We start from the raw sequence: 25,474 nt of genomic DNA on the forward strand, positions 1-25,474 counted from the left end.
CCGGTTCTCTTTGGACCGGGCCCTGATTTTTATATAATTTGACGCTTACATCAAAAGAGGTTGGGGTCAAAAGTAATTTGCCCCCCTATGATACCCAAGGTCATGCTTTTTCATGCGAGCATGAAAAGCAGAACCTTTTGACCCTGGTATTATCAAAATAAATAGGAGAATGATTATGCTGAACAAAAAAAGTGTAGATGATATTAATGTAAAAGGGCAAAAAGTCTTGGTTCGTTGTGACTTTAATGTGCCCCTTGAAAACGGAAAGATTACTGATGACACCCGACTGGTGGCGGCACTGCCGACAATCAAAAAACTGGTTTCAGACGGTGGAAAGGTAATTCTCTGCTCGCATCTTGGAAAACCGAAAGGACAGCCTCTTCCTGAGATGTCACTGGCACCGGTTGCTGTCCGTTTAAGTGAACTTCTGGGACAAACAGTAAGATTTGCAGCGGATCGGGGAGTGGTTGGACCGAATGCAAAGGCAGCGGTTGACATCATGAATGATGGAGACATCGTTCTTCTCGAGAATACCCGTTACAGGGCAGAAGAGACTAAGAATGAAGATACCTTTAGCAAAGACCTGGCATCCCTTGCAGAAGTATTCGTAGATGATGCATTCGGAACTGCTCACAGAGCGCATTGTTCGAATGTCGGTGTTACAAAATATATGAAGACCAATGTAGTCGGTTATCTGATGCAAAAAGAGATTGATTTCCTGGGAAATGCAGTCAATGATCCGAAACGTCCTTTTGTGGCAATCTTAGGGGGTGCGAAAGTTTCCAGCAAACTTTCCGTAATCGAAAACCTTCTGGATAAAGTAGATGTACTGATTATCGGAGGGGGAATGTCCTATACTTTCAGTAAAGCACAAGGAGGCACAGTTGGAAATTCTCTTCTGGAAGAAGATTACTGTGACTACGCATTGAAAATGATCAAGAAAGCCAAAGACAACAAAGTAAAACTCTTACTTCCTGTAGATACAGTCATTGCTGATGATTTTTCAAATGATGCAAATACGGAAGTAGTTGATGCCGGAAAGATCCCTGATGGATGGGAAGGCCTGGATATCGGACCAAAGACCTGTGATCTGTTCGCAGATGCGGTAAAAGATGCACAGACGGTAGTTTGGAACGGACCGATGGGAGCCTTCGAAATGTCAAAATTTGCAGTCGGAACCGAAGCTGTTGCTAAAGCACTTGCCGACACCGATGCAGTCACAATCATTGGCGGCGGAGACTCCGCAGCAGCGATCAACAGCCTTGGATATGGCGATAAGATGACACATATCTCAACAGGTGGCGGAGCATCTATGGAGTTCCTGGAAGGAAAAGAACTCCCCGGAGTAGCAGCAGCAGATAATAAGTAAGGCACTTAGCGAGGTGTTGTCGAGCCTAGTAAGGTGAACAAACCCATAAGGCACTTACTTAGAGAGGCACTTTTAAAGGAGAAAATTATGAGAAAGAAGATTATTGCCGGAAACTGGAAGATGAATATGACTCCGACGGCAGCCGTGGAGCTTACAAATACATTGAAGCCGCTGGTTGCGAATGAGGAGGTCGATGTCGTATTCTGCGTTCCTGCCATTGATATCATTCCTGTGGTAAAAGCCTGTGAAGGAACGAATATTCAGGTAGGAGCAGAGAATATGTATTTTGAGGAAAGTGGAGCCTATACTGGTGAAATTTCACCGGAGATGCTTACGGACGCCGGAGTCAAGTATGTGGTTTTGGGACATTCTGAGAGAAGAGAGTATTTTGGCGAGACGAATGAAGATGTGAACAAGAAGGTCTTAAAAGCCTTTGAACATAATATCACTCCGATTATGTGCTGCGGTGAGACTTTAGATCAGAGAGAACAGGGTATCACCATGGACTTCATACGTCAGCAGGTAAAGGTAGGATTTTTGAATGTAACTGTGGATCAGGCCAAAACGGCGATAATCGCCTATGAGCCAATCTGGGCGATTGGAACCGGAAAGACAGCGACGGCCGATCAGGCAGAAGAGGTCTGCAAGGGAATCCGTGACTGCATTGCCGAGATCTATGATAGGGATACTGCGGAACAGATCAGAATTCAGTATGGTGGTTCTGTCAATGGCAAAAATGCAGCAGAGCTTTTCGCACAGCCAGATATTGACGGTGGTCTGGTCGGCGGTGCTTCCTTAAAAGAAGACTTCGGAGAGATCGTACACTGGTGATATCAGGGACTCAAAGTACGGAACAATCCGTGGTTCACAAAAGTGCAAAACGCCACAAGGAGACTAGTGTTTTTTATGCTTATATGAAAAGGCACCCTCTCCCGAATTAACACGACAGAGGCATATTACCCAATTGACTGATCCGGTAATATGCCTCTGCTTATCACCCGTTTGAAAGGATGAAATATTAATTGAACGTAGAAAGCTTTCAGAAAAAACTAGGCGAGATCATGAAACTTGCGAAATATAACAACAACATATTGAACTATGATATCGCCGTTCATTTCTTTGAAGAAGACCACTTAAACGAAGACCAGACTGCAAGTATTCTTGCATACCTACGGTCACAGGGAGTCCATATAAAAAATGGACTGGGAGATGACGGCACTAAGGCGGATGGGCCTGTGCCATTCGTGACGAAAAAAACTCCTGATCCACTTACACAAGAGGAAGAAGAGTATTTAAAGGATTATTTGGAAGAAATCAGAGGCGGATTTGAATCTGAGGAGCAAGAGAAGAGACTGCTGAGATCAGCTTTGGAGGGTGACGACGAGGCAAAGAAACGTCTGATTGAAGCCTATGTTCCGGATGTGATATCTTCAGTGAGAAAATTCCATCGCAAAGAGTTCTTTGCCGGTGATATGCTGCAAGAGGGCAATCTGGGTCTGATAATGGCACTTGAAGACATTGCTGACCATAAAGATACAAATCTTCGTGCATGGATCATGGGTTCCATCGATCAGGCAATACTTACAGCCATACAGGCACAGGAACAGCAAAAATGGGAAGATGATGCTCTGGTGGGGCGGGTAGAAAAACTTGAATCAGCAGTAAAGCAGCTCACAGATGAATCCGAAGAAAAATTCAGCGTAGAGGAATTGTCAGCACTTTTAGACATGAGTGTGGATGAAATAGAAGATGTACTTCGCCTGACCGGCGATGACAAATAACGCCACTTGTGATACAATGTTTTAGGATTGCGGGAGCAGAATGCAGCCCGAATAGGGAATACCAAGGAGGAAGGAAGAGTTATGCCACCGATCAACGGAGCCTGGGCAAGGGCACTCGAAAGTGAATTTCACAAACCATATTATAGAGAGCTTTTCAATACGGTAGGTAAAGAATACCGGACACATAGGGTTTTTCCACCTCCGGATGATATTTTTAACGCATTTCACTTTACACCGCTGGATCAGGTGAAAGTGGTGATCTTAGGACAGGATCCTTATCATGGCGATGGGCAGGCGCATGGTCTTTCTTTTTCTGTAAAGCCTAGTGTTGAGATTCCACCGTCATTGGAAAACATATATAAAGAACTGGAAGATGACCTCGGCTGTTACATACCCAATAATGGCTATCTGGAGAAATGGGCCAGACAGGGAGTCCTGATGCTGAATACGGTTTTGACGGTGCGGGCTCATCAGGCAAATTCACACCGTGGAATCGGATGGGAGCAGTTTACCGATGCGGCAATTAAGGTATTGGCAGATCAGAACCGGCCAATGGTATTCATACTTTGGGGAAGACCGGCGCAGGCCAAAAAATCCATGCTGTACAATCCAAAACATCTGATTTTGGAGGCACCTCATCCCAGCCCTCTTGCAGCTTACAGAGGATTTTTTGGGAGTAAACCTTTTTCCAAAACAAATAAATATCTCGAGGAAAACGGAATTACACCCATCGACTGGCAGATAGAAAACAAATAAGAAGAGATACGGAGTTAGAAGATGAGTAAGAAAAATACGCTGATGAAAAATGCCACTCTGCTTATGGCGGCATCGCTCATTTCCAGAATCATAGGATTGCTTTACAGACGTCCTCTCGGACAGGTACTTGGAAGAGAAGGGCTTGGGTATTATGCGTATGCAAGCAATCTGTATGCAATATTGCTTTTAGTGTCATCATACAGCATACCAATGGCAGTTTCCAAAGTAGTATCGGAACGTCTGGCACTGAAACAATATAAGAATGCACACAAAGTCTTTCGGGGAGCACTTCTCTATGCATTGCTTGTCGGCGGATTTGCCGCACTGATCGCACTATTCGGGGGAAGATTCTTATTGCCGAGAAATCAGCAGAACGCGATTCTGGCACTCCGTGTTCTTGCACCTACCATTCTGTTGTCAGCTATACTTGGTGTTTTCCGTGGATATTTTCAGGCACATAATACCATGATGCCTACTTCGATCTCTCAGATATCAGAGCAGCTTGTGAATGCAGTAGTCAGTGTACTGGCGGGCTATCTTTTAATCAAAGGATTTGCAAAAAATAAGACAACACATGCCATCTATGGTGCGGCAGGCGGTACGATGGGAACCGGAGCGGGCGTGCTCGCAGGACTGATCTTTATGATATTTGTCTACATGGTAAACAAGAATACGATTGAAAGACAGATGGAGAGAGATATCAGTGAAAAAGAGGAGAGTTTTGGTGAAATTTTTCGAATTATCTTTCATTTAGTGACTCCGGTTATCTTCACGACCTTTATCTATAATGCAAGTGCTTATCTGGACAGCTACATTTTTTCCAGTATTCAGGGCTTCCACGGGATCAGCAGCAAGGTGATTTCAGAACAGTATGGCGAATTCAGCAATTATTATATCACATTGATCAATGTTCCATTGTCTCTGGCTTCCGCCAGTGCCTCTGCCATGATGCCGATTGTGTCGGGAAATTATGCGACTGGACAGAAAGAAGATGCAAACAATCAGATCAGTGAGACGATAAAGCTGACGATGTTCATCTGCATTCCGGCTGCTGTGGGGTTATCTGTGCTGGCGCATCCGATAATGGGAGTCCTGTTCCCGGGATCGACACGCCTTGCGAGTAACCTACTGATGTTCGGAGCAATCTCTGTGATCTTTTCAGCACTGTCGACAATCACAAACAGCGTCCTGCAGTCGATCGGGCAGCAGAAAACAGCACTTTTCAATGCAGCAATTTCGCTGGTGCTCAATCTTGTCATATTGGCTTTGATGCTCTTGATTGCACCGGGAATCGGAATTTATGCCCTGTTGATTGTCAATATTTTGTTTGCTGTCAGTATGTGTATATTGAACGGCATGGCAATTAGTAAATATCTGGGATATAAAAATGAAATCAAAGATTCCTATGGAAAGCCATTTGTAGCAGCTGCAGGAATGGGACTAATCACAAGAATTATATACAATGGACTCTTTGAGCTGACGAAGCGTCCGTCGATTTGTCTGATCATCTCTATTGTAATTGCAGTTGTTGTATATTTGATCCTTTTTGTTGTGGTTACAGGTACAAAGGAAGAGGAGATGAAGCGTTTTCCGTTTGGAACAAAGATTACTGCATTTTTGCATTTAATTAAAATATACCGTTAAGACCTGAAAGGATAAAGAAATATGGAAAAAATAGCAAGTTTTACTGTAAATCATATAGAGCTGCAGCCTGGAATCTATGTGTCAAGAAAAGATCATATCGGGGCGGAGACGATCACTACTTTTGATCTTCGAATGACTTCTCCGAATGAAGAACCGGTTATGAATACCGCAGAGCTTCATACGATAGAACATCTTGCGGCGACCTGCCTCAGAAACGATTCAAAGTGGAAAGATAAGATGATTTACTTTGGACCGATGGGCTGCAGGACAGGATGTTATCTTCTTCTGGCGGGTGATTATGAGTCGAAAGATATTGTAGATCTCGTTACTCATACATTCGAGTTTATCCGAGATTTTGAAGGCGAGATTCCCGGAGCAAAGGCAAAAGACTGCGGAAACTATCTGGATCAGAATCTGGGTATGGCAAAGTATACAGCAAACAGATATCTGAATGAAGTATTATATGATATTAAGCCAGACCGGCTTGTATATCCTGAATGAACGGAAGGTGGCTTAAAAGCAATATGAAAGATACAGCTGGAAAGTATGTAGCTTATGTGGGAACTTATACACATGGCAGCAGTATAGGAATTCATCTGTATGATGTAGATGTGGAAGAAGGCACTCTGACAGAGCGAAAGGTGATACCGGTGAGAAATTCTTCGCACATCTGCCGATCTCTAAACGGGAAATACCTGTACTCTATAGCAGATGAAGGAGTTGCTGTCTTTTCGATTGATGAAAAAGACGGAGACCTGCTGCCAATTAATAAAGTTGATATCGATGGAATGCGAGGATGTTATTTATCGGTAGATCAGGACGGATGTTACCTGTATGTGGCGGGTTACCATGATGGAAAGGTGACGGTGGTACATACACATCGTGACGGCCGGCTGGGCAGCCTGATGGACGGAGTGTTCCACAAGGGCCTCGGAAGTGTAGCAGAACGGAGCTTTCATCCGCATGTAAGCTGTGTGATTCCCACACCGGATAATAAGTATCTTTGCGCAGTGGATAACGGTATTGATCAGGTTAAGATTTATAAAATAAATAAGCAGAAGAACAGGCTTCAGCTTGTGGATATATTAAGGTGCGAAAGGGAATCCGGGCCGAGACGCCTGCTTTTTTCGAAAGATGGACGTTTTGCCTATCTGATCTTTGAATTGACGAATGTGGTAGATGTATTCGGGTATAAAGAGGGGGCGAATGCCCCCGAATTTGAGAAACTGCAGTCCATCAGTACTACTTCTGACAACGTAGACCGTGCACATGATGCTGCGTCTGGCATCTGTTTTTCGAATGATGGCAAATACCTGTTTACGTCCACAGCGGGAGATAATACAGTTGCCATGTACAGCATCAATTCCAAAGACGGTCTGCTGAACAAGGAATTTGCACTCCCCATCAGTGGTGAATATCCAAAAGATATCGCTATGTTTCCAGATGATAGGCACATTGCGGTCGTGAACCATGAATCAAACAGTATTACGACATTTGCCATTGATTATGAAAGAAAGGTTCTGGTGCAAAAAGGAAAGCCTATGAAAGTGGAGACGCCAAACTGTATTCTGATTGCATCAGTTGGCGCGATGATATAACTAGTTCCATATTTTTTTCAGATTAGACAGCCGGCAGCTCATGCCAGTCATCAAACTGTCAATCAGCGTGACTGCGGTCATTGATTCGACAACAACAACAGCACGGGGCACTATGACAGGGTCATGGCGCCCTTTGATATTGATTTCAATATTGTCACCTTTTGAATTGACCGTCTGCTGCGTGGTGAAGATGGAAGGGGTTGGTTTGAAAGAGGCTCTCAGGATCAAGTCACTTCCATCACTGATGCCTCCGAGAATTCCCCCTGCATGATTGGTCTTTTTTCTCACCTCACCATTTTCTCCGACAAATGCATCATTATTATGACTTCCTGTGGTGACGGAAACTTCTTTTCCATCTCCAATTTCTATGGCCTTTACAGCACCGATGGACATCAGTGCTTTTGCAAGGTTGGCGTCCAGTTTTTCAAACACGGGATCTCCGACACCAGAGGGAAGACCGTGTACGATACATTCTATACATCCCCCTGAGGAATCCTGTTTCCTGAGACAATCTTCCAGATATTCGGATGCACGTTCTGCTGCGGCCGCATCTGGCATATTCAGTGAATTTCTGTTGATTTCTTCCGGATGAAATGTCTCAATGCTGACAGGTCCAATTGAGCGGACATAGGTAGTCAGTGTGACCCCCAGTTCTTTTAGTAGTTTGGATGCTATGGCACCTGCCGCGACACGCCCTGCAGTTTCTCTTCCGGAAGAGCGGCCACCCCCTCTGTAGTCGCGGAAACCGTATTTTTCGTCATATGTATAATCCGCGTGTCCTGGACGATAGTAATCGGCGATTTTGTTGTAATCTTCGGACCGCTGATCCGTATTTCTGATCATCAGTGCAATTGGAGTGCCGGTAGTATATCCTTCAAAAACCCCTGAGAGTATTTCAACAGCGTCTCCTTCTCTGCGCTTTGTGGAATACCGATCTTGTCCGGGCTTTCTGCGGTCTAAGAACTTTTGAATATCTTCCCGCTCAAGCAAAAGACCTGCCGGACAGCCATCTATGACTACTCCAATTCCCTTTCCGTGAGACTCTCCCCATGTTGTAATCTTAAAAATCATTCCATATGTTGAACCGGCCATAATCGCCCTCCTAATTATTTTTAGATACCAGGGTCGAAAGGTTCTGCGTTTCATGCTTGCATGAAAAAGCATGACCTTGGGACCCGAACAAACATGAGAAAGCAACCCGATTAGGGTGTATTTCGAATGTTTGTAGGATTACGTGAGCACAAAGTGCGGAGTAATCCGTGTATCATAAGGGGTCAAATTACTTTTGGCCCCAACCTCTATTTTTATCTATCAGGTAAAATCAAAGACCGTTTTTGCGCCTGATTTTATTCCATTGGTTACAGTATAACGTTTGACAAACATATTTTCAACGATTATAATGGACAAAGGTAAATAAGTTACATGCTATGATGGGTGTATTTTTTGAAAGGATGTGTTGTTATGGAAAGCGGGCCTTCCCCGGAATCGCGAAGTTCGAATAAAAATCTGAAAAAACTTAATTATATAGAATAGATAAGAGGGCAAGGTTCGAGTGATTCTTTTTGCCCTTTTACGAGTGGTGAAAGGAGTCACATAACATGATCAGAATTTTCAAATCAGAAGAAACACGAATTAAGACACTGGAAGCACCGGAAGAAGGGTGTTGGATTGCACTGACGAACCCGTCGGACAATGAACTGTCTGAGGTTACGCGCCGTTATGGGATAGACCAGAACGACCTGCGTGCACCTCTGGACGAAGAAGAACGTTCACGAATCGGGATTGAAGATTCTTACACTCTTGTTTTGGTGGATATCCCCGTGATCGAAGAGCGTAATAACAAGGATTGGTATGGTACGATTCCCTTGAGTATTATTGTCTGTGATAAGGTGATAATAACGGTATGTCTCGAAGACACACCGATCCTCACAGACTTTATGAAGGGAAAAGTGAAAAACTTTCATACCCATATGAAGACTCGCTTCATTCTGCAGATACTATACAGAAATGCCAGTATGTATCTTAATTATCTTCGTATCATAGATAAAAAGAGTGATATGGTTGAGAAGAATCTCCATAAATCCCAGAGAAACAAAGAATTGATCGAGCTGTTGGAACTGGAAAAATCGCTGGTTTACTTTACAACATCTCTGCGGTCGAATGAAGTTGTATTGGAGAAACTTCTGAAGGTGGATACCATTAAAAAATATCCGGAAGATGAAGATCTCCTTGAGGATGTTATTATCGAGAATAAACAGGCAATCGAGATGGACAATATCTATAGTGGAATCTTAAGCGGTATGATGGATGCATTTGCCTCGGTAATATCCAACAATCAGAATATTGTTATGAAAGCACTCTCCGTCATCACAATTGTGATGTCAATACCAACAATTATATATTCGGCTTATGGCATGAATATGAATGTAAAAGGAATGCCCCTAGCCGGAAACCCGCACGGATTTATAATTGTCATAGTTGTGTCTGTTGTGCTGAGTCTGGTTGTTGCATTGTGGTTTTCAAAAAAGAACATGTTCAGATAAATCAGTGTTTTTTCATGTCTGAAAAAGACATAAGCCCTCTGCAGCATTATTACAATCTAAAGAAAGTGAAAGAACAAATATGAATTTTTTAGGGAAGATGGAGCGCAAGTTTGGAAAATATGCGATCCGTAATTTGACGGTTTATATAATTGCCACGTATATCATAGCTTATTTTCTTCAATTTTTGGGAAGAGCAGGATTACCGGTTCTTGGGTATCTTACCCTGGACCCCGGTTTGATTCTTCGTGGTCAGGTCTGGCGCCTGATAAGTTGGGTTCTAATACCGCCGGACAGCTTTAATCTGATCACCTTGATTATCTTGTTTACTTATTATCAGTTGGGATCTGTGCTTGAGAAAACCTGGGGAGCATTTCTCTATAATGTGTATATCTTCTTTGGGTTAATTATGACAGTCATAGGGGCATTTATTCTCTATGCGTTTATGGGTGACGCCTATACAATATTGGGCTATGGCTCACAGTTTTCCACTTATTATGTCAGCCTTTCCATTTTTTTGGGATTTGCCCTCACATATCCCGATATGCAGATGCTGCTGTATTTTTTCATACCAATCAAAATCAAGTATCTTGCAGTCATCGATGTCGTGTATTTGTTGTATTCTGTTGTCACAGGAAATTGGGCTGGCAGGGTAGTGATTATCTGTTCTCTGATGAACGTAATCGTCTTCTTCTTGCTGACGAGGAATTATTCACGCATCAATCCGCGGGAGATCCATCGCAAAAAAAATTTTAAGAAAGCAGTATCAAGAGGCCAGGTGAACAATGGCGGCGCAAAGCATAAGTGTGCGGTCTGCGGGCGGACAGAAAAGGATGATCCAAATCTGGAATTTCGTTTCTGCTCCAAATGCAAGGGCAATTACGAATACTGTCAGGACCACCTGTTTACTCATGAACATGTAAAATGATAAAGAAAGAGAGACAATACCAGATGAAAAGAACAAAGATTGTTTGTACTATGGGTCCAAACCTGAATGACGAAAAAGTAATGAGAACTCTGATTGAGACAGGAATGGACGTTGCGCGTTTTAATTTTTCACACGGAGATTATGAGGAACATAAGAGCCGTATGGATATGTTAAAGAAACTTCGCAAGGAGTATAAACTTCCGATTGCAATCCTTTTGGACACAAAAGGACCGGAAATCCGGACGGGTGTTCTGGAAGATGGAAAAAGTATAGAGTTAAAGGAAGGACGAAAGATTGTCCTCACGACAGAGGATGTTGTCGGAAACAGTGGTAAAATATCTGTCAGCTATAAAGAGCTGCCTTCTGATGTAAAAGAAGGTGATAAGATTCTGATTGACGACGGTCTGATTGAGCTTAGAGTTGATGAGGTGTCCGGCACCGATATCGCCTGTATCGTGGATAACGGCGGAGAACTTGGCGAACGAAAAGGAATCAATGTTCCGAATGTTTCTGTCAATCTTCCTGCCATCACAAAAAAGGACAAGGAAGATATTCTTTTCGGAGTTAGTCAGGGAATTGATTTTATCGCTGCCTCTTTCGTCAGAAAACCAGAAGATATTCGGGAAATAAAGAGTTTCTTAGCCGAGAATAATGGTTCCCATGTCGATGTCATTGCAAAGATTGAATGTGCTGAGGCAATTAATAATATTGATGCAATTATTGATATTGCTGATGGTATCATGGTGGCAAGAGGAGATCTTGGCGTGGAGATTCCTCCATATCAGGTGCCACATCTTCAGAAAACGATTATTGAAAAATGCAATCACAAATACGTACCGGTTATCACAGCAACGCAGATGTTGGATTCCATGATGCGAAATCCCCGTCCGACTCGTGCAGAAGTGGCAGATGTAGCTAATGCTATCTATGATGGGACGGACGCCATTATGCTTTCTGGCGAGACTGCTATGGGAAAATACCCGGTTGAGTCTGTACAGATGATGGTTCAGGTTGCCGAAGAAACAGAAAAATATCTCAAGTTTGATACATACAGAGATAAAAAATCTGTGAATGAGGGCTCCACCGTGTCAAGTGCTGTCGGATTCGCTGCCGTCGAGATGGTCGAGCACATAGGAGCAGCATGTATTGTCACGCCGACGATGTCTGGAAAGACAGCACGTCTGATCTCAAATCTGCGGCCGAGTGTACCAATCTACGCTGTCACTCCCCATGAATGGGCGAGAAGAAAGATGCAGCTGTATTGGGGAGTAAATCCTGTGGAGGGATACTTGGAGGACACGACAGAAAATATCATCTCTCATGCACTTTACTTGGTTACACGCGAAGGATATGTAAAGAGGGATGAGAAGATCATATTTACAGCGGGAGATCCGTCTACAAATGATGTGAAAGGTGAAACTCAGGCTACCAATATGCTTCATATTGTTCAGGCCAAATAACTATAGATAATCACAACCATTCGAATGTTGTAAAAAAACTGCTAGGAGATACTATAACGATGAAAAAGCCTTTTGTTACAGATGAGAAACTGAAAGAGATTACAGCAACAATTCCAACGCCCTTTCATCTATATGATGAAAAAGGCATCCGTGAGAATACAAAAGCAGTCAAACAGGCTTTTTCATGGAACCCGGGGTTTAAGGAATATTTTGCAGTGAAAGCCAATCCCAACCCCACACTAATCAAAATCATGGGTGAGTATGGCTGTGGCTGTGACTGTTCGTCTCTGACAGAACTGATGTTGGCTGATGCGATGGGATTTTCCAAAGATCAGATTATGTTCTCGTCGAATGTGACACCGAAAGAGGAGTATATTCTCGCAGACAAGCTTGGTGGAATTATAAACCTTGATGATTTCACCCATATTGATTTTTTGGAGGAAACACTTGGAGCTATTCCGGAGGTAATCAGTTGTAGATTTAATCCGGGCGGATTATTCAAGATGAGCAACGGAATCATGGACAATCCGGGAGATTCTAAGTACGGGATGACGACGGAGCAGCTTTTCGAGGCGTTTCGGGTGTTGAAAGCGAAAGGTGCCAGGGAGTTTGGAATTCATGCATTTCTCGCATCGAACACTGTTACCAATGAGTATTATCCAATGCTTGCAAAAATCCTGTTTGAACTGGCCGTAAAGCTTCAAAAAGAGACCGGATGCCATATTAAGTTTATTAACCTTTCCGGAGGAGTGGGAATTCCTTACCAACCAGATGAGACGCCAAATGATATTCTGGCCATCGGCGAAGGTGTTCATAAAGTGTATGATGAAATCCTGGTTCCGGCCAAAATGGGTGATGTCAGTCTGTGCACAGAGATGGGGCGTTTTATGACTGGCCCATACGGCTGTCTGGTCACAAAGGCTACCCATGAAAAGCATATATATAAAGAATATATTGGCTGTGATGCGTCAGCAGTGGATCTGCTGCGTCCGGCAATGTATGGTGCCTATCACCATATTACTGTAATGGGAAAAGAGGATCAGCCATGCGATCATAAGTATGATGTTACCGGTGCGCTTTGCGAAAATAATGATAAGTTTGCTGTCGACCGCATGCTTCCTAAAATAGAGCCAGGCGATCTTCTTGTTATACACGATACCGGAGCGCATGGATATTCCATGGGTTATAATTATAATGGCAAATTGAAATCAGCCGAGGTCCTGCTGAAAGAAGATCAGAGCTTTGAGGTGATACGTCGTGCGGAGACTCCGAAAGATTACTTTGCCACTTTGGATGGGACGTCCGAATATAAGAAAATGTTTCCGAATGGATAAGTCAATATAGATAGCAGCTCAGTTGTGGGAAACACAGTCTGGGCTGCTTTTTGCATCTTTAAATCATAAATTGCATTGCAAGATTTGTAATATGGGAAATGAAACACTAATTATTTAATAAAGACAAGTTACTATACTAAATTATCAATTATTTGAGAATATTATTCTGAATATATTGACAAATATGACGAATATGGTATAATACAGATAGTTCAAATCATTTGTTGCAACTTAGTTAGTTTCTCCTTTCTCCAAAAATTCTCCCGGTGATGATCACTCCGGGAGAATTTTTTTATTCGGTGAAGACTATGATAAGATGAAAATTTGTGGTAAACTGAAAAACAAAAAGGAATTGCACAGATTGTTATAGTGCAGGCCGGTTAGGAGTTGTATTATGGATAATTCAAAACAATTGCCACTTCGTGAAGATGTACCAGAAGCTAAGACATGGGACTTGACGAGAATATTCACAGATGATGATGAATTCGAAACGGCATTTCATATGCTTAAGAAAGATCTTGAAAGATCCAGGGAATATAAGGGAACACTGGATAAAGGTGCGAAAGATTTCCTTGCTGCTTTGGAATGGGTGCTCGCAGTTTCCAGAAAACTTGAAACCTTATATACTTATAGCAGCATGAAGACAGATCAGGACACGGGAAATACATTCTATCAGGGAATGAATGCCAGAACAGGTGCACTCCTTGCACAGACGAGTGAAGCCATCAGCTGGTTCGAGCCGGAAGTTCTTTCCCTGAGTGATGATGTGATCTGGAGTTATTTTGATAAAGAGCCCCAGCTTTTTGTTTATCGTCATTTTGTAGAGCAGATAGTGGATAATCGTCCTCATGTACTTCCGGAAAAACAAGAAGCACTTCTTGCGGCGGCCGGTGAAATTCTCGATTCTCCGGGTACGACATTTTCGATTCTCAACAATTCAGATCTCGTGTTTCCGACGATCGAAGATGAGAATAGGGAAAAGGTTCAGCTTTCGCATGGAGTCTATGGTCAATTGATGGAAAGTACGGACAGAAGTGTTCGGAAGGCTGCATTCAAGGGTCTTTATAGTGTCTATGATCAGTTTCAGAATACATTTGCCACGACGCTACGGACAAATGTAAAGACTCATAATTATAATGCCAAAGTACATGGATATAAATCTGCAAGGGAAGCTGCACTAAGTACAAATCATGTTCCTGAAAGTGTCTATGATACGCTGGTGGAGGTCGTGAATAAGAATCTGCCCCTGCTGCACCGCTATATGGAGCTGAGAAAGCGATTGTTAAAGGTGGAAGAACTTCATATGTATGATGTGTACACTCCTTTAATGGGCGAGGCACCGATCACCTATACATTTCAAGAGGCAAAGGCCCAGGCCCTCGAAGCGCTTACTGTGATGGGCCCAGAATACATGAACATAGTACACGAGGCATTCAACAACCGCTGGATTGATGTTGTGGAGAATAAAGGTAAGAGGAGTGGTGCTTATTCCTCCGGGGCTTATGACACAGATCCTTATATTCTGCTGAACTGGCATGACACACTGGATCAGGTGTTTACCCTGATACATGAGACGGGACACAGCGTGCATAGTTATTTTACCCGTCATAATCAACCTTACGTTTATGGTGATTACTCTATTTTTTTGGCGGAAATTGCCTCAACAACCAATGAAAATATTCTGACAGAGCATCTGCTGAAGACGAGGAGTGAGCCAAAAGTTCGTGCCTATGTGCTGAATCACTTTCTGGATGGATTCAAGGGAACTGTATTCCGTCAGACACAATTTGCCGAATTTGAACATTTTATGCATGTGGAAGATGCTAAGGGAACAGCACTTACAAGTGATTTTTTGGATCAGGCATATGGCAAACTGAATAAAAAATATTATGGGCCGTCAGTAGAAGAAGATCCGGAGATAAGTCTTGAATGGGCGAGAATCCCACATTTTTATTACAATTACTATGTATTCCAGTATGCAACCGGATTCTCAGCAGCTTCAGCTCTTTCGGATAAGATTTTAAATGGAAAAACAGACGCATTGAATGCTTATCTGACTTATCTAAAATCAGGCAACAGTGATTATCCGATCGAAGTCATGAAGAAAGCCGGCGTTGATATGACAAAAGCAGATTATCTGAAGGATGCAATGCATGTCTTCGAGAGCAGGATGAATGAACTGGAAGACCTGGTGCAAGAGCTGGAAAAATAAGAAAATAATTATTATGGGATGAATAAGTAATCTTCTCAAAGCGAAAAGCTTTCTGGGGATTACTTTTTTATTGCAGCTATTGGCTGATCAGTACAAAAAGGCTAGGTGAGATTTGATGAAAAATCGTATCTTCGTACCATGTTATATATACAGGAATAACAATATAATAAAGTAGATAGATCAATAGTTGTTAGTCATAGAGAGGGGGGATAATTTATGGATTTCATGCAACGAGCAGCAACAAGAGACTATTCGAAACATTGGAGTACTAAAGGTACTTTTCCATGGATGATTCAACAGCCGAAACCGAAGATTGAAAAAAGACAGATCAGTGTACGTGATAATTATATTCGTTGTGTAAAAGGAGAAAAACCTTATTGGATGCCTGCTTATTTTTACGAATCGGATACGGTATGGCCGGATGCAATAGAAGAACACCCAGTACCTGAAATCGATGGTTATGACTGGTGGGGAGTAAATTGGTTTATGGTGGATGAAATCAACGGGATGATAACAAAACCGGGGACCAGAACAATTTCAGAGTTTTCTAAGTGGAAAAAAGAACTGCAATGGCCAGATGTGTCCAAAATTGATTTTGAAAGTGATGGAAAAAAGATCCGGAAAACATTAGATCCGGAAAGACCACATATTTATGAGTGTGTGGAGGGGATCTTTGAACGACTTCACGAATTGATTCCGTTTGATGAAACGCTTTTAGCATTTTATGAGGAGCCAGATCTTTTAGAAGAGTTTTTTCAAAAGATGGCCGATTATAAAATTGAGACGACGGACAAAGTTTTTGATTTCTATGGAAGGGTTGATGGTGTTTTATATCATGACGATTGGGGAACGCAAAGAAGTGGTTTCTTTTCAAATGAAATGTATCGGGAGCAGCTGATGCCTTCTACTAGTCGCTATTTGAATTTTGTGAAAAGAAAGGGGAAATTTATAGAGTTGCATTCCTGTGGCAGGAATATGCAGTATGTGCCAGAAATGATAGAGATGGGGATTGATATGTGGACTCCTCAGCCGAATGCAAATGATGCAGATTTCCTTCACAACACCTATGGAAAAGAAATGACTTTTTCTTTCCCGATAACTATAAAACAGGATTGGAGTGAGCAGAAGATTCGTGAGGGCGTTCGTGATTTTGTTGACCATTATGGTGAAAACGGGCGCGTAATGGCATGGATTATGACGGAACCAATGGACGCTGAAAAAGAAAAGATTGCCAGAGCTGAATTGTATCATTATTCTTTAGAATACTATAACAAGCTATATCAACGGGAGGAGGGGCTATAAAATGAATGAAAATAAACAAATAAAGCCAATTCAAAGTGCTGCAATACTTGCTATTTTTCTGGGTGCGATGGCGTTTACGGTGGTCACACCGGCAATGGCAACTTTAGCACAGCATTTTGAAGGGAAAGATGTTTCCTGGATCTCTACTCTGCCTACATTGTTTGTAGTCATTGCTACGATGATTTCCGGAACAATCATGGGAAAAAGAGTGAAGTATAGGACACTTGCAATTGTATCAAGTGTTTTATCTTTGCTGGGTGGATGTGCTCCTGCATTTTTTGACAGTTATACTGGAACTTTAATCTGCAGGGCTATTATGGGATTTGGTCTCGGACTGATGGCACCCCTTGGGAATGCACTGATCATCGGGCTATATGAAGGGAAAAAACAAGCATCCATGTTGGGGTATGGGACCTTATTCATGAATGCCGGCGGGATTATTATGCAAATGCTGGGGGGATCGCTGGCCGAACTTGGATGGAATAAAACATTTTACGGGCATGCTTTTCTGGTAATCGGACTTGTCATGTCATTTTTCCTGCCTGAACCAGATAATGTGTCTTATCAAAAGGACACCGGGAGTGATGGAACAAAAGCTAAGGTGAGCGGGAGCGTATGGGTGATTGCGCTTGTGGTTTTCATATTCGGTATGCTGAACTATCCAATTATGATGAACTTATCTGTGTTATTTGAAGCGAGATCGGCAGGGGGTGCTGCAGCGGCCGGAACTTCACTTTCTCTCTATACAGTAGCGGGCTGTGCTGCAGGCCTATTGTTCGGAAAGATTTTCCAGATGGCGAAACGTTGGTGTCTGTCTCTTGGATACGTATTGAGTGCGCTTGGAGCTTTGTTCGTATATGTTGGCCAGTCAGCAGCAGTTATGACAATTGGATTGATTTTAATTGGCTTTGGGTTTTCTGTTATCATGCCGGCTTGTCTATCGTGGATTGGGATAAGTACTGCACCAGAGACAATTGCACTTGCAACTTCAATTGTAATGGCCGCTACGAATCTTGGGAGCTTTGCAAGTTCTCTATGGCTGCAGATATTAAAGATGGTGACAGGTGAAAATCTATATAGTGCTATTGTGGCAGAAATTATAGTGCTCTTTGTTACGGCAGTAATTTTTGCAGTCTATAATCCATTTAATGCCGTAAAAAAAGACACTGGCACTGCCACGGGTGCAGTCTAACTTATTCGATTGCTTAACTCCAGTATGCGTATGGATAAGCTGATATATTCCCTTGTGTATGCACGATTAAGATCACATTGTAGTTTGTTCTCCAGCTTTTTGATTCGGTATACGACTGAATTGCGATGAACAAAAAGGGTTTGGGCGGTTCCAATCAGGGATCGCTCATTTTCTATGTACGCCTTTAATGTTTCAAAAAGATAATCATTTGAATTCTCTTGTAGATTCCATAATTTTACGACATCAGGATGACATGCGTACAGCTTGTATTCAGGTCGCGCTGATTCGAGGATGTAATCGATGGCATAGGTATAAAAAGGATGAAAGATTTCCTTAACAGTTCGCTGCGTCCCTGCTTTTAATGCATAGGATGCCTGATCCATCAAAAAATGCAGTCTGTTGATATCAAAAACAGGAAGACTGGCAGAAAAGACAAAATGATTGGGTTTTGACAAATCTTTCAGTATAGGATCTGGGCAGTCATTGCTTTTTGAGGTATTGCACAGGATTACAAGATTCTGTTCCAAGTGAATAACTTCACATTTTGATAATTGCTGCGTAAACATATGTGAAAGAATAGTGACCTGTTCTCTGTCATAGGATTTGAAGCTTAAAAGATACAACTGATACTGATCTTTAATTTCCCATTCGCGAAAAAGCAGTGTCTCTTTCAGCTGCTCATGGTCAACGTGCTTTCCCCTCAAAAGCAGTGGATAGATATTCATATTTTGGCGACAACTGGAAACTTCGTCCAGACTTAGGGGCTGCATCTTTAAGATCCCGGCAAAGATGTCAATCAACTGATAATCGCCGGGATTTAAGGGGCGCTCTTTTTCGAGAAGCGTAATTCTCCCGCAGAAGAGATCATCATAGTACAATCCATAAGTGATTCCCTGTCGATACTTTTTACTTACAAAGTCGAGACGTTTCATTCCATCATAGTCAAAGATGCTGCCGGCAGCTTGAAATTTTATAAAGTTTAGAAAGTTCATCGATGGAAATCTGTATTTTAAAAGAAAATCCCATTCCTCATCCACCTCCCCGATGCCATAGCGGCTGCTCATTCCAAGAGTTCTGCTGTTTCCGTTAAAGAGGATGATTGGATTTTGAAAAAACACCCAGGACTGATCAATGGCCTCCTGATAATTCCTGGAAGCGATCAGATGAATGATGTTCGAATACCAGTCATCATAGGAGTCAAAGACGGACTGAACGATTTCAGAAGCCTCGGAAACGGAGATATCTTTTAAACGAATGGTATCGTCTTCCCCGTCACAGATAACGTCCCTTCCTTCCTGAGAGATGAGTACACAGTTTGTGGCATAAGCCCGCCTTGCACTTTTCAATATTGGTTTTGCATCCTGCCTGATATTCAAAATTGGGTCCAGGGAGTATAATCTGTTTGCAATCATCCACATGCTGAGTTTCATGAACTTTCTCCTCTATTATAAATCGCTTTTGATAATAAATGATACCAGGGTCAAAAGGTCCTGCGTTTCATGCTCGCATGAAAAAGCATGACCTTGGGACCCGTAAAAACATGAGAACGCAACCCGATTAGGGTGGAATTCGAATGTTTTTAGGATTGTGAGAGCTCGAAGAGCGTAACAATCCGTGTATCATAGGGGTCAAATTACTTTTGACCCCAACATCAATAAATAAGACAAGAGTGATTGTTAAAAGTGTTATCTGTATACTAGTATACCATATCGGATTGGTATATGAGTACAAAAAGAAAAATATATAAAGAACAGTTATTGTACTCATCAAAGCTATTATCCGGGATTGTTTTTTTGTATAATTCTTAAGTAGGAGAGCAATAAGAAGGGAGATCAGAACATAATGACAAAAAGAGAGAATCTGTTGGAAACCATTCGGGGAGGGAATCCAGAACGTTTTGTAAATCAGTATGAATACTTAAGCCTGATTCCTGATCCGGCGATGCTTGCTGCTTTTGGGAATATTTCAAAAGGCCACGATGGCATCAATGGATGGGGCGTCACAATACGCTTTCCGGAATATGTGCCAGGTCCATTCCCGGATACGAGTGAGAAATTGAAAGTGATAAAAGATATAGCAAACTGGAAAAGTTATGTAGAAGCACCGCCAGTTCATTTTCCGGAAGAAGCATGGAAACCCTTTACCATGATGGCAGAGAAGGTAGATCGAAAGGATCAGTATGTGGCATCTATGGCTGCACCGGGAATCTTTGAGAAACTGCATTATCTGATGGGTATGGAAGATGCGATGATAGCATTTTACGAAGAGCCAGAGGCAATGCACGAACTAATTGATTTTCTTGCAGATTATGAGATTTCCGCTGCAAAAGAAGTTGTTTCGCATCTTCATCCGGATGCCTTGTTCCATCATGATGACTGGGGCAGCCAGAAGTCTTCATTCCTTTCACCGGAGATGTTCGGAGAGTTTATAGCACCTGCTTATAAGAAGATTTACGGATTCTGGAAGGCGAATGGGGTGGAACTGATTGTCCATCACAGCGATTCCTACGCCGCTAACCTGGTACCGTACATGATCGATTGTGGAATTGATATCTGGCAGGGGGTGATGTCAACCAACAATGTTCCTGAATTAATTCAGCGCTATGGACAGCAGATATCCTTCCATGGAGGAATCGACAATGGAAAAGTAGACCGTACGGACTGGTCAGAGGAGACGATCAGAAAAGAAGTCGAAACCATGTGTCATGACTGTGGCAGACACTTCTTTATTCCGGGAACCACGATGGGCGGACCGGAAAGTACTTATCCGGGTGTCTATGAAACAGTTTCCAAGGTAATCAATGAAGTTTCAAAAGAGATGTTCTAGTTCACAGACAAGCACGTAATTTTTAAACTACGGCAGGAAATTTCCTCTATACATTGCCTTAAACTCTCGCGGTGAGATTCCATATACTGCTTTGAAGTTCCGGAAAAATGAAGAGTAATCTGAGAATCCACAGAGTTCGCTGATATTGCTGAAGGCTTCCCCTTCCCAGATCAATTCGCATGCTTTCAGGATTCGCTTGTGATTTACGAAGTCGTGTACGGTCATACCCGTCAGTTCTTTGAAGACGCGGACAAAATGGTATTTGCTGAGGTGAGCCTGACTGGCCAGCGTATCTAGTGTGATGGGTTCATCAATGTGCTCATTGATATAGTCCGTCAGGGTCCGGATCATAGGATTGCTGCTGGTGTTCTCAATTCGGAAAGAGAATTCGGGATGGCGGCACAGTTGATTTAAAGAGATGAAAAACAAAGTCAGGTACGAATCTTCTAGAAGTTGTTTTTCTCCTTTTGGTGTGAGAGAATCTGATTCCAGATATAAAAGTGTGTTCAGATATTGAGATAGATGCTCTCTGTGGTGAGCGGGGAAATGCCAGGCCGGGGTCTGCGTCTGAGTGAAACAGGAGGTCAGGTCTGCGTTTTGCTGTGCCAGTGTTTCCAGATAGTTTGCGGAGACCCACATTAGAATCCGCTTTGAGTTTTCGTGTTGGTTTTTCACGTACTGGTAATGATGAAATTGATTTTGCCTGATCAGTATAAAATCACCTGGATTTAAGTGATATGTGATGTTGTTGACCAAAATTGCAAAATCACCCTGACAGATAAACATAATCTCATAAAAATGATGAAAGTGCATCTCCATCGCACCACTGGGGATGCCTTTTTTTTCGTAAATCTCAAAGTTGTCCTTCAGCATATATTGCCTGGCATCATCTGCATCCATAACGGATAACTGCTTTCTGTTCATCGGAATACACCTCCTTTTTCATGTTATCATAAAATAGCAACTTTTGCAATGAATCAAGCACAATATAACATTACAATGCAAATGATTTTGGGTATGATAATGATAATAGTAAAAAATTGTGGAATGGAGGAATTATTATGCAGATGACAATGCGTTGGTATGGAAGTAAATATGACACGGTGACACTAAAACAGATCCGGCAGATTCCGGGAGTTACGGGTGTGATCACGACATTGTATGACAAAATGCCGGAAGATTTATGGACCTGCGATGAGATCATGACTATGAAAAAAGAAGTGGAAGAGGCCGGACTGACTATTGCCGGGATCGAGAGTGTGAATGTTCACGATGCAATCAAAGTGGGAACACCGGATCGAGATCGGTATATTGATACCTATATTCAGACTCTTGAGAATCTTGGAAAGGCAGATATTCACATGGTCTGCTATAATTTCATGCCTGTATTTGACTGGACTCGTACGGAACTTGCCAGAAAACGTCCGGATGGTTCTACGGTCCTCGCGTACACGCAAGAGGCAGTGGATAAGATCAAACCGGAGGAAATGTTTGATTCCATAAAAGGGGATACCGAGGGTGCTATGATGCCTGGTTGGGAACCGGAGCGTATGGCAAAAATCAAAGAACTTTTCGCAATGTACTCTGATGTAGATGACGAGACACTCTTTACAAATCTGAAGTATTTTCTGGAAAGAATTATGCCAGTATGCGACAAATATGATATCAAGATGGCAATCCACCCAGATGATCCGGCATGGAGCGTCTTTGGACTTCCGCGTATTATTATTAACAAGGAAAATCTTCTGCGTCTGACAAAAATGGTCGATAATCCACACAATGGGGTGACGCTTTGTACGGGATCTCTTGGGACAAATCTGAAAAATGATCTTCCGGATATCATCCGGTCTTTAAAAGGCAGAATTCATTTTGCACATGTACGGAATCTGAAATTTAATTCTCAGGATGACTTTGAGGAGTCGGCACATCTGTCTTCGGATGGAACATTTGATATGTATGAGATCATGAAAGCTCTGTATGACATTGATTTCGACGGACCCATTCGTCCGGATCACGGGCGAATGATATGGGGTGAAAAGGCAATGCCAGGCTATGGCCTCTATGACCGTGCACTTGGTGCCACTTATCTGAATGGTCTGTGGGAAGCAATTGAGAAAAGTGAGGGGAGGTCCTCAAAATGATCTTAAGCAATCGTGGTTTAAAAAGTGATGAGTGGAAGGCTGCCGGTTATCAGATACCATTATTTGATAGAAAAGCAGTGACGGAGAATACAAAGAAAGCCCCAAGATGGGTACATTTTGGGGCAGGTAATATCTTTCGGGCATTCCAGGCAAATCTGATGCAGAAACTGTTAAATGAAGGTGTGTGTGATACCGGCCTTGTAGTAGCAGAAGGGTTTGATTATGATATTATAAATCTGGTGAATCGGCCACATAATGATCTGAGTATTCTGATGACATTAAAGGCCGACAATACCGTTGATAAAAGCGTAATCGGCAGCATTGTGGAATCCGTGATTCTTGACAGTGAAGATAAAGCTTCATTTTCTAGGATGAAAGAGATCTTCTCCAGTCCTTCCCTGCAGATGGCAAGCTTTACTATCACAGAGAAAGGATATCAGCTTGCAGATGCATCCGGAGCTGTTCATCCTGATGTAAAAAGAGACTGGGAACATGGTCCGAATAAACCTGAAAGTTATATTGGAAAGATTGCATCATTGCTTTATACCCGTTATCAGGAAGATAAATTGCCGATAGCGATGGTGAGTATGGACAACTGTTCCCATAATGGAGAAAAGCTGGAAAATGCTGTCCTGGCATTTGCAGAAAATTGGGTGGAACGCGGATCAGCAGAAGAGGGATTTTTGGCATATCTGAAGAACGAAGATAAGGTCAGCTTTCCCTGGACAATGATTGATAAGATCACCCCTCGACCGGACAGAAAGGTGGAGCAGATCCTAAAAGAAGACGGCATAGAAGATGTAAGCCCGCTGATCACACCGAAACATACGTATGTAGCGTCTTTTGTGAATTCGGAGGAATGTGAATATCTGGTCATAGAGGATAAGTTCCCGAATGGACGTCTGCCGCTTGATAAAGCAGGAGTGATGTTCGCAGATCGTGATACTGTGGAGAAAGTGGAACGGATGAAAGTCTGTACCTGTTTAAATCCGCTGCATACAGCACTGGCAATCTATGGATGTCTGTTGGGCTATGATTTGATTTCAGAGGAGATGAAGAATCCACTGTTGAAAAAGATGATTGAGCGGATTGGATACAAAGAGGGACTCCCAGTTGTCACAGATCCCAAAATCCTGAATCCGGAACACTTTATCGATGAAGTTGTGAATAAGAGAATTCCCAATCCGTTTATGCCGGATACCCCTCAGAGAATTGCCACGGATACATCACAAAAACTTGCAATTCGATATGGAGAGACCGTAAAGTCCTATCTGGGAGATGACACTTTGGATGTAAAAGATCTAAAGATGATTCCGCTTGTATATGCCGGCTGGTTTCGTTATCTGATGGGAATTGATGATGATGGTAAAAAGTTTGAACTTAGTCCGGACCCTATGTTGGATGTGATTTGTCCGGCACTTGCCTCACTGAAACTGGGGCAAGTCAAAGATGCTGAAAAAGTACTCAAACCATTTATGGAAAATTCTGCTTTGTTTGGCGTGAACCTGTACGAAGTCGGACTTGCGGCTCAGGTTTTGCAATACTACAAAGAACTTGCGGCAGGTCCGGGAGCAGTCAAAAAGACATTGGAAACCTATGTAAAAAAAGCATAAGTTTTGATCTGTAGTATCTCATACAAGAAAAGTCACAAGTCGAAATAGATTTGTGACTTTTTCAAAATTATACTTGCTTTTTATGCTCCGAGATATTATACTGTTATTGGTTGAAAGAGATTATCACGCAGATATAGTTCATCGGTAGAACGCCAGCTTCCCAAGCTGGAGAGACGAGTTCGATTCTCGCTATCTGCTTTTTTTGTGCTCGAAATTGTCTTCGTGGCGCATTCGATAAAACATTGGAATATAAAGCCCTCATGTAATCAGCATAATTATGATTTCTGTGAATATCAAGATATCAGCTACTTTCTTCTAACTAGTCTTCATAAACATTTCTATGGTTCTTCGCTGTTTCCTCTGTCAATTGGGCGGTATCACGCCATGTTGTGCAGTGCCAATATCCTGTCCTAAAATTGTCTTCCAGACTCATTCCGGTCTAAAAAAGAAAAAACCCCGCTTTTCGTAAAAAAGCAGGATGCATCTATGAAAAACGAGGGTCCTGAATTTTTCATTCAAAACCCTCGTCAGACCATATAAACACTGGATTTTACAGCCCTATATCTATTTTGGCCTAATGTTATACTGCCGGCAGCGGGACTTGAACCCGCACGTGGTTGCCCACAACAGATTTTGAGTCTGCCTCGTCTGCCATTCCGACACGCCGGCATATCTTGTGCTTAAACAAGCAAAGTAATAATATCATAAATTTTCATGAATTGCAAGAAGAACTTTCCAGGCGGCATAGCAGCCTATAACTAGCATACAATCCATATAT

At 42.4% G+C, this 25,474-nt stretch carries 20 protein-coding genes and 2 tRNA genes; 18 read left to right on the forward strand and 4 right to left on the reverse strand.

From position 1 onward, the window contains the following. Positions 1-175 precede the first annotated feature (175 nt). From INP51_RS03425 to INP51_RS03455, 7 genes are all read left to right on the forward strand, one after another. Positions 176-1,369: a phosphoglycerate kinase gene (locus tag INP51_RS03425; RefSeq protein ID WP_193736339.1), complete on the forward strand. Its 1,194-nt coding sequence runs from the start codon at positions 176-178 to the stop codon at positions 1,367-1,369. A gap of 84 nt (positions 1,370-1,453) precedes the next feature. Then, positions 1,454-2,200 carry a triose-phosphate isomerase gene (gene tpiA / locus INP51_RS03430; protein ID WP_193737227.1) on the forward strand — a complete coding sequence of 249 codons (747 nt, stop codon included), beginning with the start codon at positions 1,454-1,456 and terminating at the stop codon, positions 2,198-2,200. Between the two features lie 191 nt (positions 2,201-2,391). After that, the gene (locus INP51_RS03435) at positions 2,392-3,150 is read left to right on the forward strand and encodes a sigma factor (protein ID WP_193736340.1); all 759 of its coding nucleotides are present in this window, start codon (positions 2,392-2,394) and stop codon (positions 3,148-3,150) included. An 81-nt stretch (positions 3,151-3,231) separates the two neighbouring features. Next, positions 3,232-3,906, forward strand: a complete 675-nt coding sequence (locus tag INP51_RS03440) for a uracil-DNA glycosylase (protein ID WP_193736341.1) — start codon at positions 3,232-3,234, stop codon at positions 3,904-3,906. 21 nt (positions 3,907-3,927) lie between these two features. Next, positions 3,928-5,550: a putative polysaccharide biosynthesis protein gene (locus tag INP51_RS03445; RefSeq protein WP_193736342.1), complete on the forward strand. Its 1,623-nt coding sequence runs from the start codon at positions 3,928-3,930 to the stop codon at positions 5,548-5,550. Between the two features lie 21 nt (positions 5,551-5,571). Then, positions 5,572-6,051: an S-ribosylhomocysteine lyase gene (locus INP51_RS03450; protein WP_193736343.1), complete on the forward strand. Its 480-nt coding sequence runs from the start codon at positions 5,572-5,574 to the stop codon at positions 6,049-6,051. Between the two features lie 23 nt (positions 6,052-6,074). Next, positions 6,075-7,148, forward strand: a complete 1,074-nt coding sequence (locus tag INP51_RS03455; RefSeq protein ID WP_193736344.1) for a lactonase family protein — start codon at positions 6,075-6,077, stop codon at positions 7,146-7,148. On the opposite strand, the gene aroC is transcribed toward INP51_RS03455, so the two are convergent. After that, positions 7,149-8,240, reverse strand: coding sequence for a chorismate synthase (gene aroC / locus INP51_RS03460; RefSeq protein ID WP_193736345.1), 1,092 nt, complete (start codon positions 8,238-8,240; stop codon positions 7,149-7,151). 506 nt (positions 8,241-8,746) lie between these two features. Between aroC and INP51_RS03465 the strand changes: the two genes are divergently transcribed. The 7 genes from INP51_RS03465 (at position 8,747) to INP51_RS03495 (ending at position 18,116) form a co-directional block, all read left to right on the forward strand. After that, positions 8,747-9,691, forward strand: coding sequence for a magnesium transporter CorA family protein (locus INP51_RS03465; protein WP_193736346.1), 945 nt, complete (start codon positions 8,747-8,749; stop codon positions 9,689-9,691). Positions 9,692-9,770: 79 nt separating this feature from the next. Next, positions 9,771-10,616 (forward strand): hypothetical protein, encoded by an 846-nt coding sequence (locus INP51_RS03470; protein WP_193736347.1) that lies wholly within the window; start codon positions 9,771-9,773, stop codon positions 10,614-10,616. Between the two features lie 23 nt (positions 10,617-10,639). After that, positions 10,640-12,076: a pyruvate kinase gene (gene pyk, locus INP51_RS03475; protein WP_193737228.1), complete on the forward strand. Its 1,437-nt coding sequence runs from the start codon at positions 10,640-10,642 to the stop codon at positions 12,074-12,076. 59 nt (positions 12,077-12,135) lie between these two features. Further along, positions 12,136-13,410, forward strand: coding sequence for a diaminopimelate decarboxylase (locus INP51_RS03480; RefSeq protein WP_193736348.1), 1,275 nt, complete (start codon positions 12,136-12,138; stop codon positions 13,408-13,410). 394 nt (positions 13,411-13,804) lie between these two features. After that, positions 13,805-15,622 carry an oligoendopeptidase F gene (gene pepF / locus INP51_RS03485; protein WP_193736349.1) on the forward strand — a complete coding sequence of 606 codons (1,818 nt, stop codon included), beginning with the start codon at positions 13,805-13,807 and terminating at the stop codon, positions 15,620-15,622. Between the two features lie 216 nt (positions 15,623-15,838). Continuing rightward, positions 15,839-16,924, forward strand: a complete 1,086-nt coding sequence (locus INP51_RS03490; RefSeq protein ID WP_193736350.1) for a uroporphyrinogen decarboxylase family protein — start codon at positions 15,839-15,841, stop codon at positions 16,922-16,924. Between the two features lies 1 nt (position 16,925). Further along, positions 16,926-18,116: an MFS transporter gene (locus tag INP51_RS03495; RefSeq protein WP_193736351.1), complete on the forward strand. Its 1,191-nt coding sequence runs from the start codon at positions 16,926-16,928 to the stop codon at positions 18,114-18,116. On the opposite strand, the gene INP51_RS03500 is transcribed toward INP51_RS03495, so the two are convergent. Further along, complete coding sequence (locus INP51_RS03500; protein WP_193736352.1) at positions 18,113-19,546, reverse strand: PucR family transcriptional regulator; 1,434 nt, start codon at positions 19,544-19,546, stop codon at positions 18,113-18,115. The two genes, INP51_RS03495 and INP51_RS03500, sit on opposite strands and share 4 nt — an antisense overlap. Before the next feature lie 412 nt (positions 19,547-19,958). Here INP51_RS03500 and INP51_RS03505 point away from each other — a divergent pair, with 412 nt between their 5' ends. Next, a complete protein-coding gene (locus INP51_RS03505; RefSeq protein WP_331463503.1) occupies positions 19,959-20,942 on the forward strand; it encodes a uroporphyrinogen decarboxylase family protein in 984 nt (327 codons plus the stop codon). A 27-nt stretch (positions 20,943-20,969) separates the two neighbouring features. On the opposite strand, the gene INP51_RS03510 is transcribed toward INP51_RS03505, so the two are convergent. Beyond that, complete coding sequence (locus tag INP51_RS03510) at positions 20,970-21,866, reverse strand: AraC family transcriptional regulator (RefSeq protein ID WP_193736353.1); 897 nt, start codon at positions 21,864-21,866, stop codon at positions 20,970-20,972. A gap of 137 nt (positions 21,867-22,003) precedes the next feature. Between INP51_RS03510 and uxuA the strand changes: the two genes are divergently transcribed. The 3 genes from uxuA to INP51_RS03525 all read left to right on the forward strand — a co-directional run bounded on the left by uxuA (position 22,004) and on the right by INP51_RS03525 (position 24,894). Continuing rightward, entirely contained in the window at positions 22,004-23,083 is a 1,080-nt protein-coding gene (gene uxuA, locus INP51_RS03515) for a mannonate dehydratase (protein ID WP_193736354.1), read from the forward strand. Next, positions 23,080-24,696, forward strand: a complete 1,617-nt coding sequence (locus tag INP51_RS03520; protein ID WP_193736355.1) for a mannitol dehydrogenase family protein — start codon at positions 23,080-23,082, stop codon at positions 24,694-24,696. Before uxuA ends, INP51_RS03520 begins: the two co-directional genes overlap by 4 nt. A gap of 127 nt (positions 24,697-24,823) precedes the next feature. After that, positions 24,824-24,894, forward strand: a tRNA-Gly gene (locus INP51_RS03525). Positions 24,895-25,282: 388 nt separating this feature from the next. Here INP51_RS03525 and INP51_RS03530 read toward each other — a convergent pair. Beyond that, positions 25,283-25,365, reverse strand: a tRNA-Leu gene (locus INP51_RS03530). Positions 25,366-25,474: the final 109 nt, after the last annotated feature.

Origin of the sequence: Blautia liquoris (assembly GCF_015159595.1) — a bacterium.
Lineage (GTDB): Bacteria > Bacillota > Clostridia > Lachnospirales > Lachnospiraceae > Novisyntrophococcus > Novisyntrophococcus liquoris.

Bases quoted from the DNA above. Each gene is read 5' to 3' on its own strand.
- INP51_RS03425 (WP_193736339.1), top strand. From the start codon at position 176: ATGCTGAACAAAAAAAGTGTAGATGATATTAATGTAAAAGGGCAAAAA.
- INP51_RS03520 (WP_193736355.1), top strand. From the start codon at position 23,080: ATGATCTTAAGCAATCGTGGTTTAAAAAGTGATGAGTGGAAGGCTGCC.
- INP51_RS03500 (WP_193736352.1), bottom strand. From the start codon at position 19,546: ATGAAACTCAGCATGTGGATGATTGCAAACAGATTATACTCCCTGGAC.
- INP51_RS03495 (WP_193736351.1), top strand. From the start codon at position 16,926: ATGAATGAAAATAAACAAATAAAGCCAATTCAAAGTGCTGCAATACTT.
- INP51_RS03490 (WP_193736350.1), top strand. From the start codon at position 15,839: ATGGATTTCATGCAACGAGCAGCAACAAGAGACTATTCGAAACATTGG.
- pyk (WP_193737228.1), top strand. From the start codon at position 10,640: ATGAAAAGAACAAAGATTGTTTGTACTATGGGTCCAAACCTGAATGAC.
- INP51_RS03445 (WP_193736342.1), top strand. From the start codon at position 3,928: ATGAGTAAGAAAAATACGCTGATGAAAAATGCCACTCTGCTTATGGCG.
- INP51_RS03440 (WP_193736341.1), top strand. From the start codon at position 3,232: ATGCCACCGATCAACGGAGCCTGGGCAAGGGCACTCGAAAGTGAATTT.
- INP51_RS03455 (WP_193736344.1), top strand. From the start codon at position 6,075: ATGAAAGATACAGCTGGAAAGTATGTAGCTTATGTGGGAACTTATACA.
- aroC (WP_193736345.1), bottom strand. From the start codon at position 8,240: ATGGCCGGTTCAACATATGGAATGATTTTTAAGATTACAACATGGGGA.
- uxuA (WP_193736354.1), top strand. From the start codon at position 22,004: ATGCAGATGACAATGCGTTGGTATGGAAGTAAATATGACACGGTGACA.
- INP51_RS03470 (WP_193736347.1), top strand. From the start codon at position 9,771: ATGAATTTTTTAGGGAAGATGGAGCGCAAGTTTGGAAAATATGCGATC.
- INP51_RS03505 (WP_331463503.1), top strand. From the start codon at position 19,959: ATGACAAAAAGAGAGAATCTGTTGGAAACCATTCGGGGAGGGAATCCA.
- INP51_RS03480 (WP_193736348.1), top strand. From the start codon at position 12,136: ATGAAAAAGCCTTTTGTTACAGATGAGAAACTGAAAGAGATTACAGCA.
- INP51_RS03510 (WP_193736353.1), bottom strand. From the start codon at position 21,866: ATGAACAGAAAGCAGTTATCCGTTATGGATGCAGATGATGCCAGGCAA.
- pepF (WP_193736349.1), top strand. From the start codon at position 13,805: ATGGATAATTCAAAACAATTGCCACTTCGTGAAGATGTACCAGAAGCT.
- INP51_RS03465 (WP_193736346.1), top strand. From the start codon at position 8,747: ATGATCAGAATTTTCAAATCAGAAGAAACACGAATTAAGACACTGGAA.
- INP51_RS03450 (WP_193736343.1), top strand. From the start codon at position 5,572: ATGGAAAAAATAGCAAGTTTTACTGTAAATCATATAGAGCTGCAGCCT.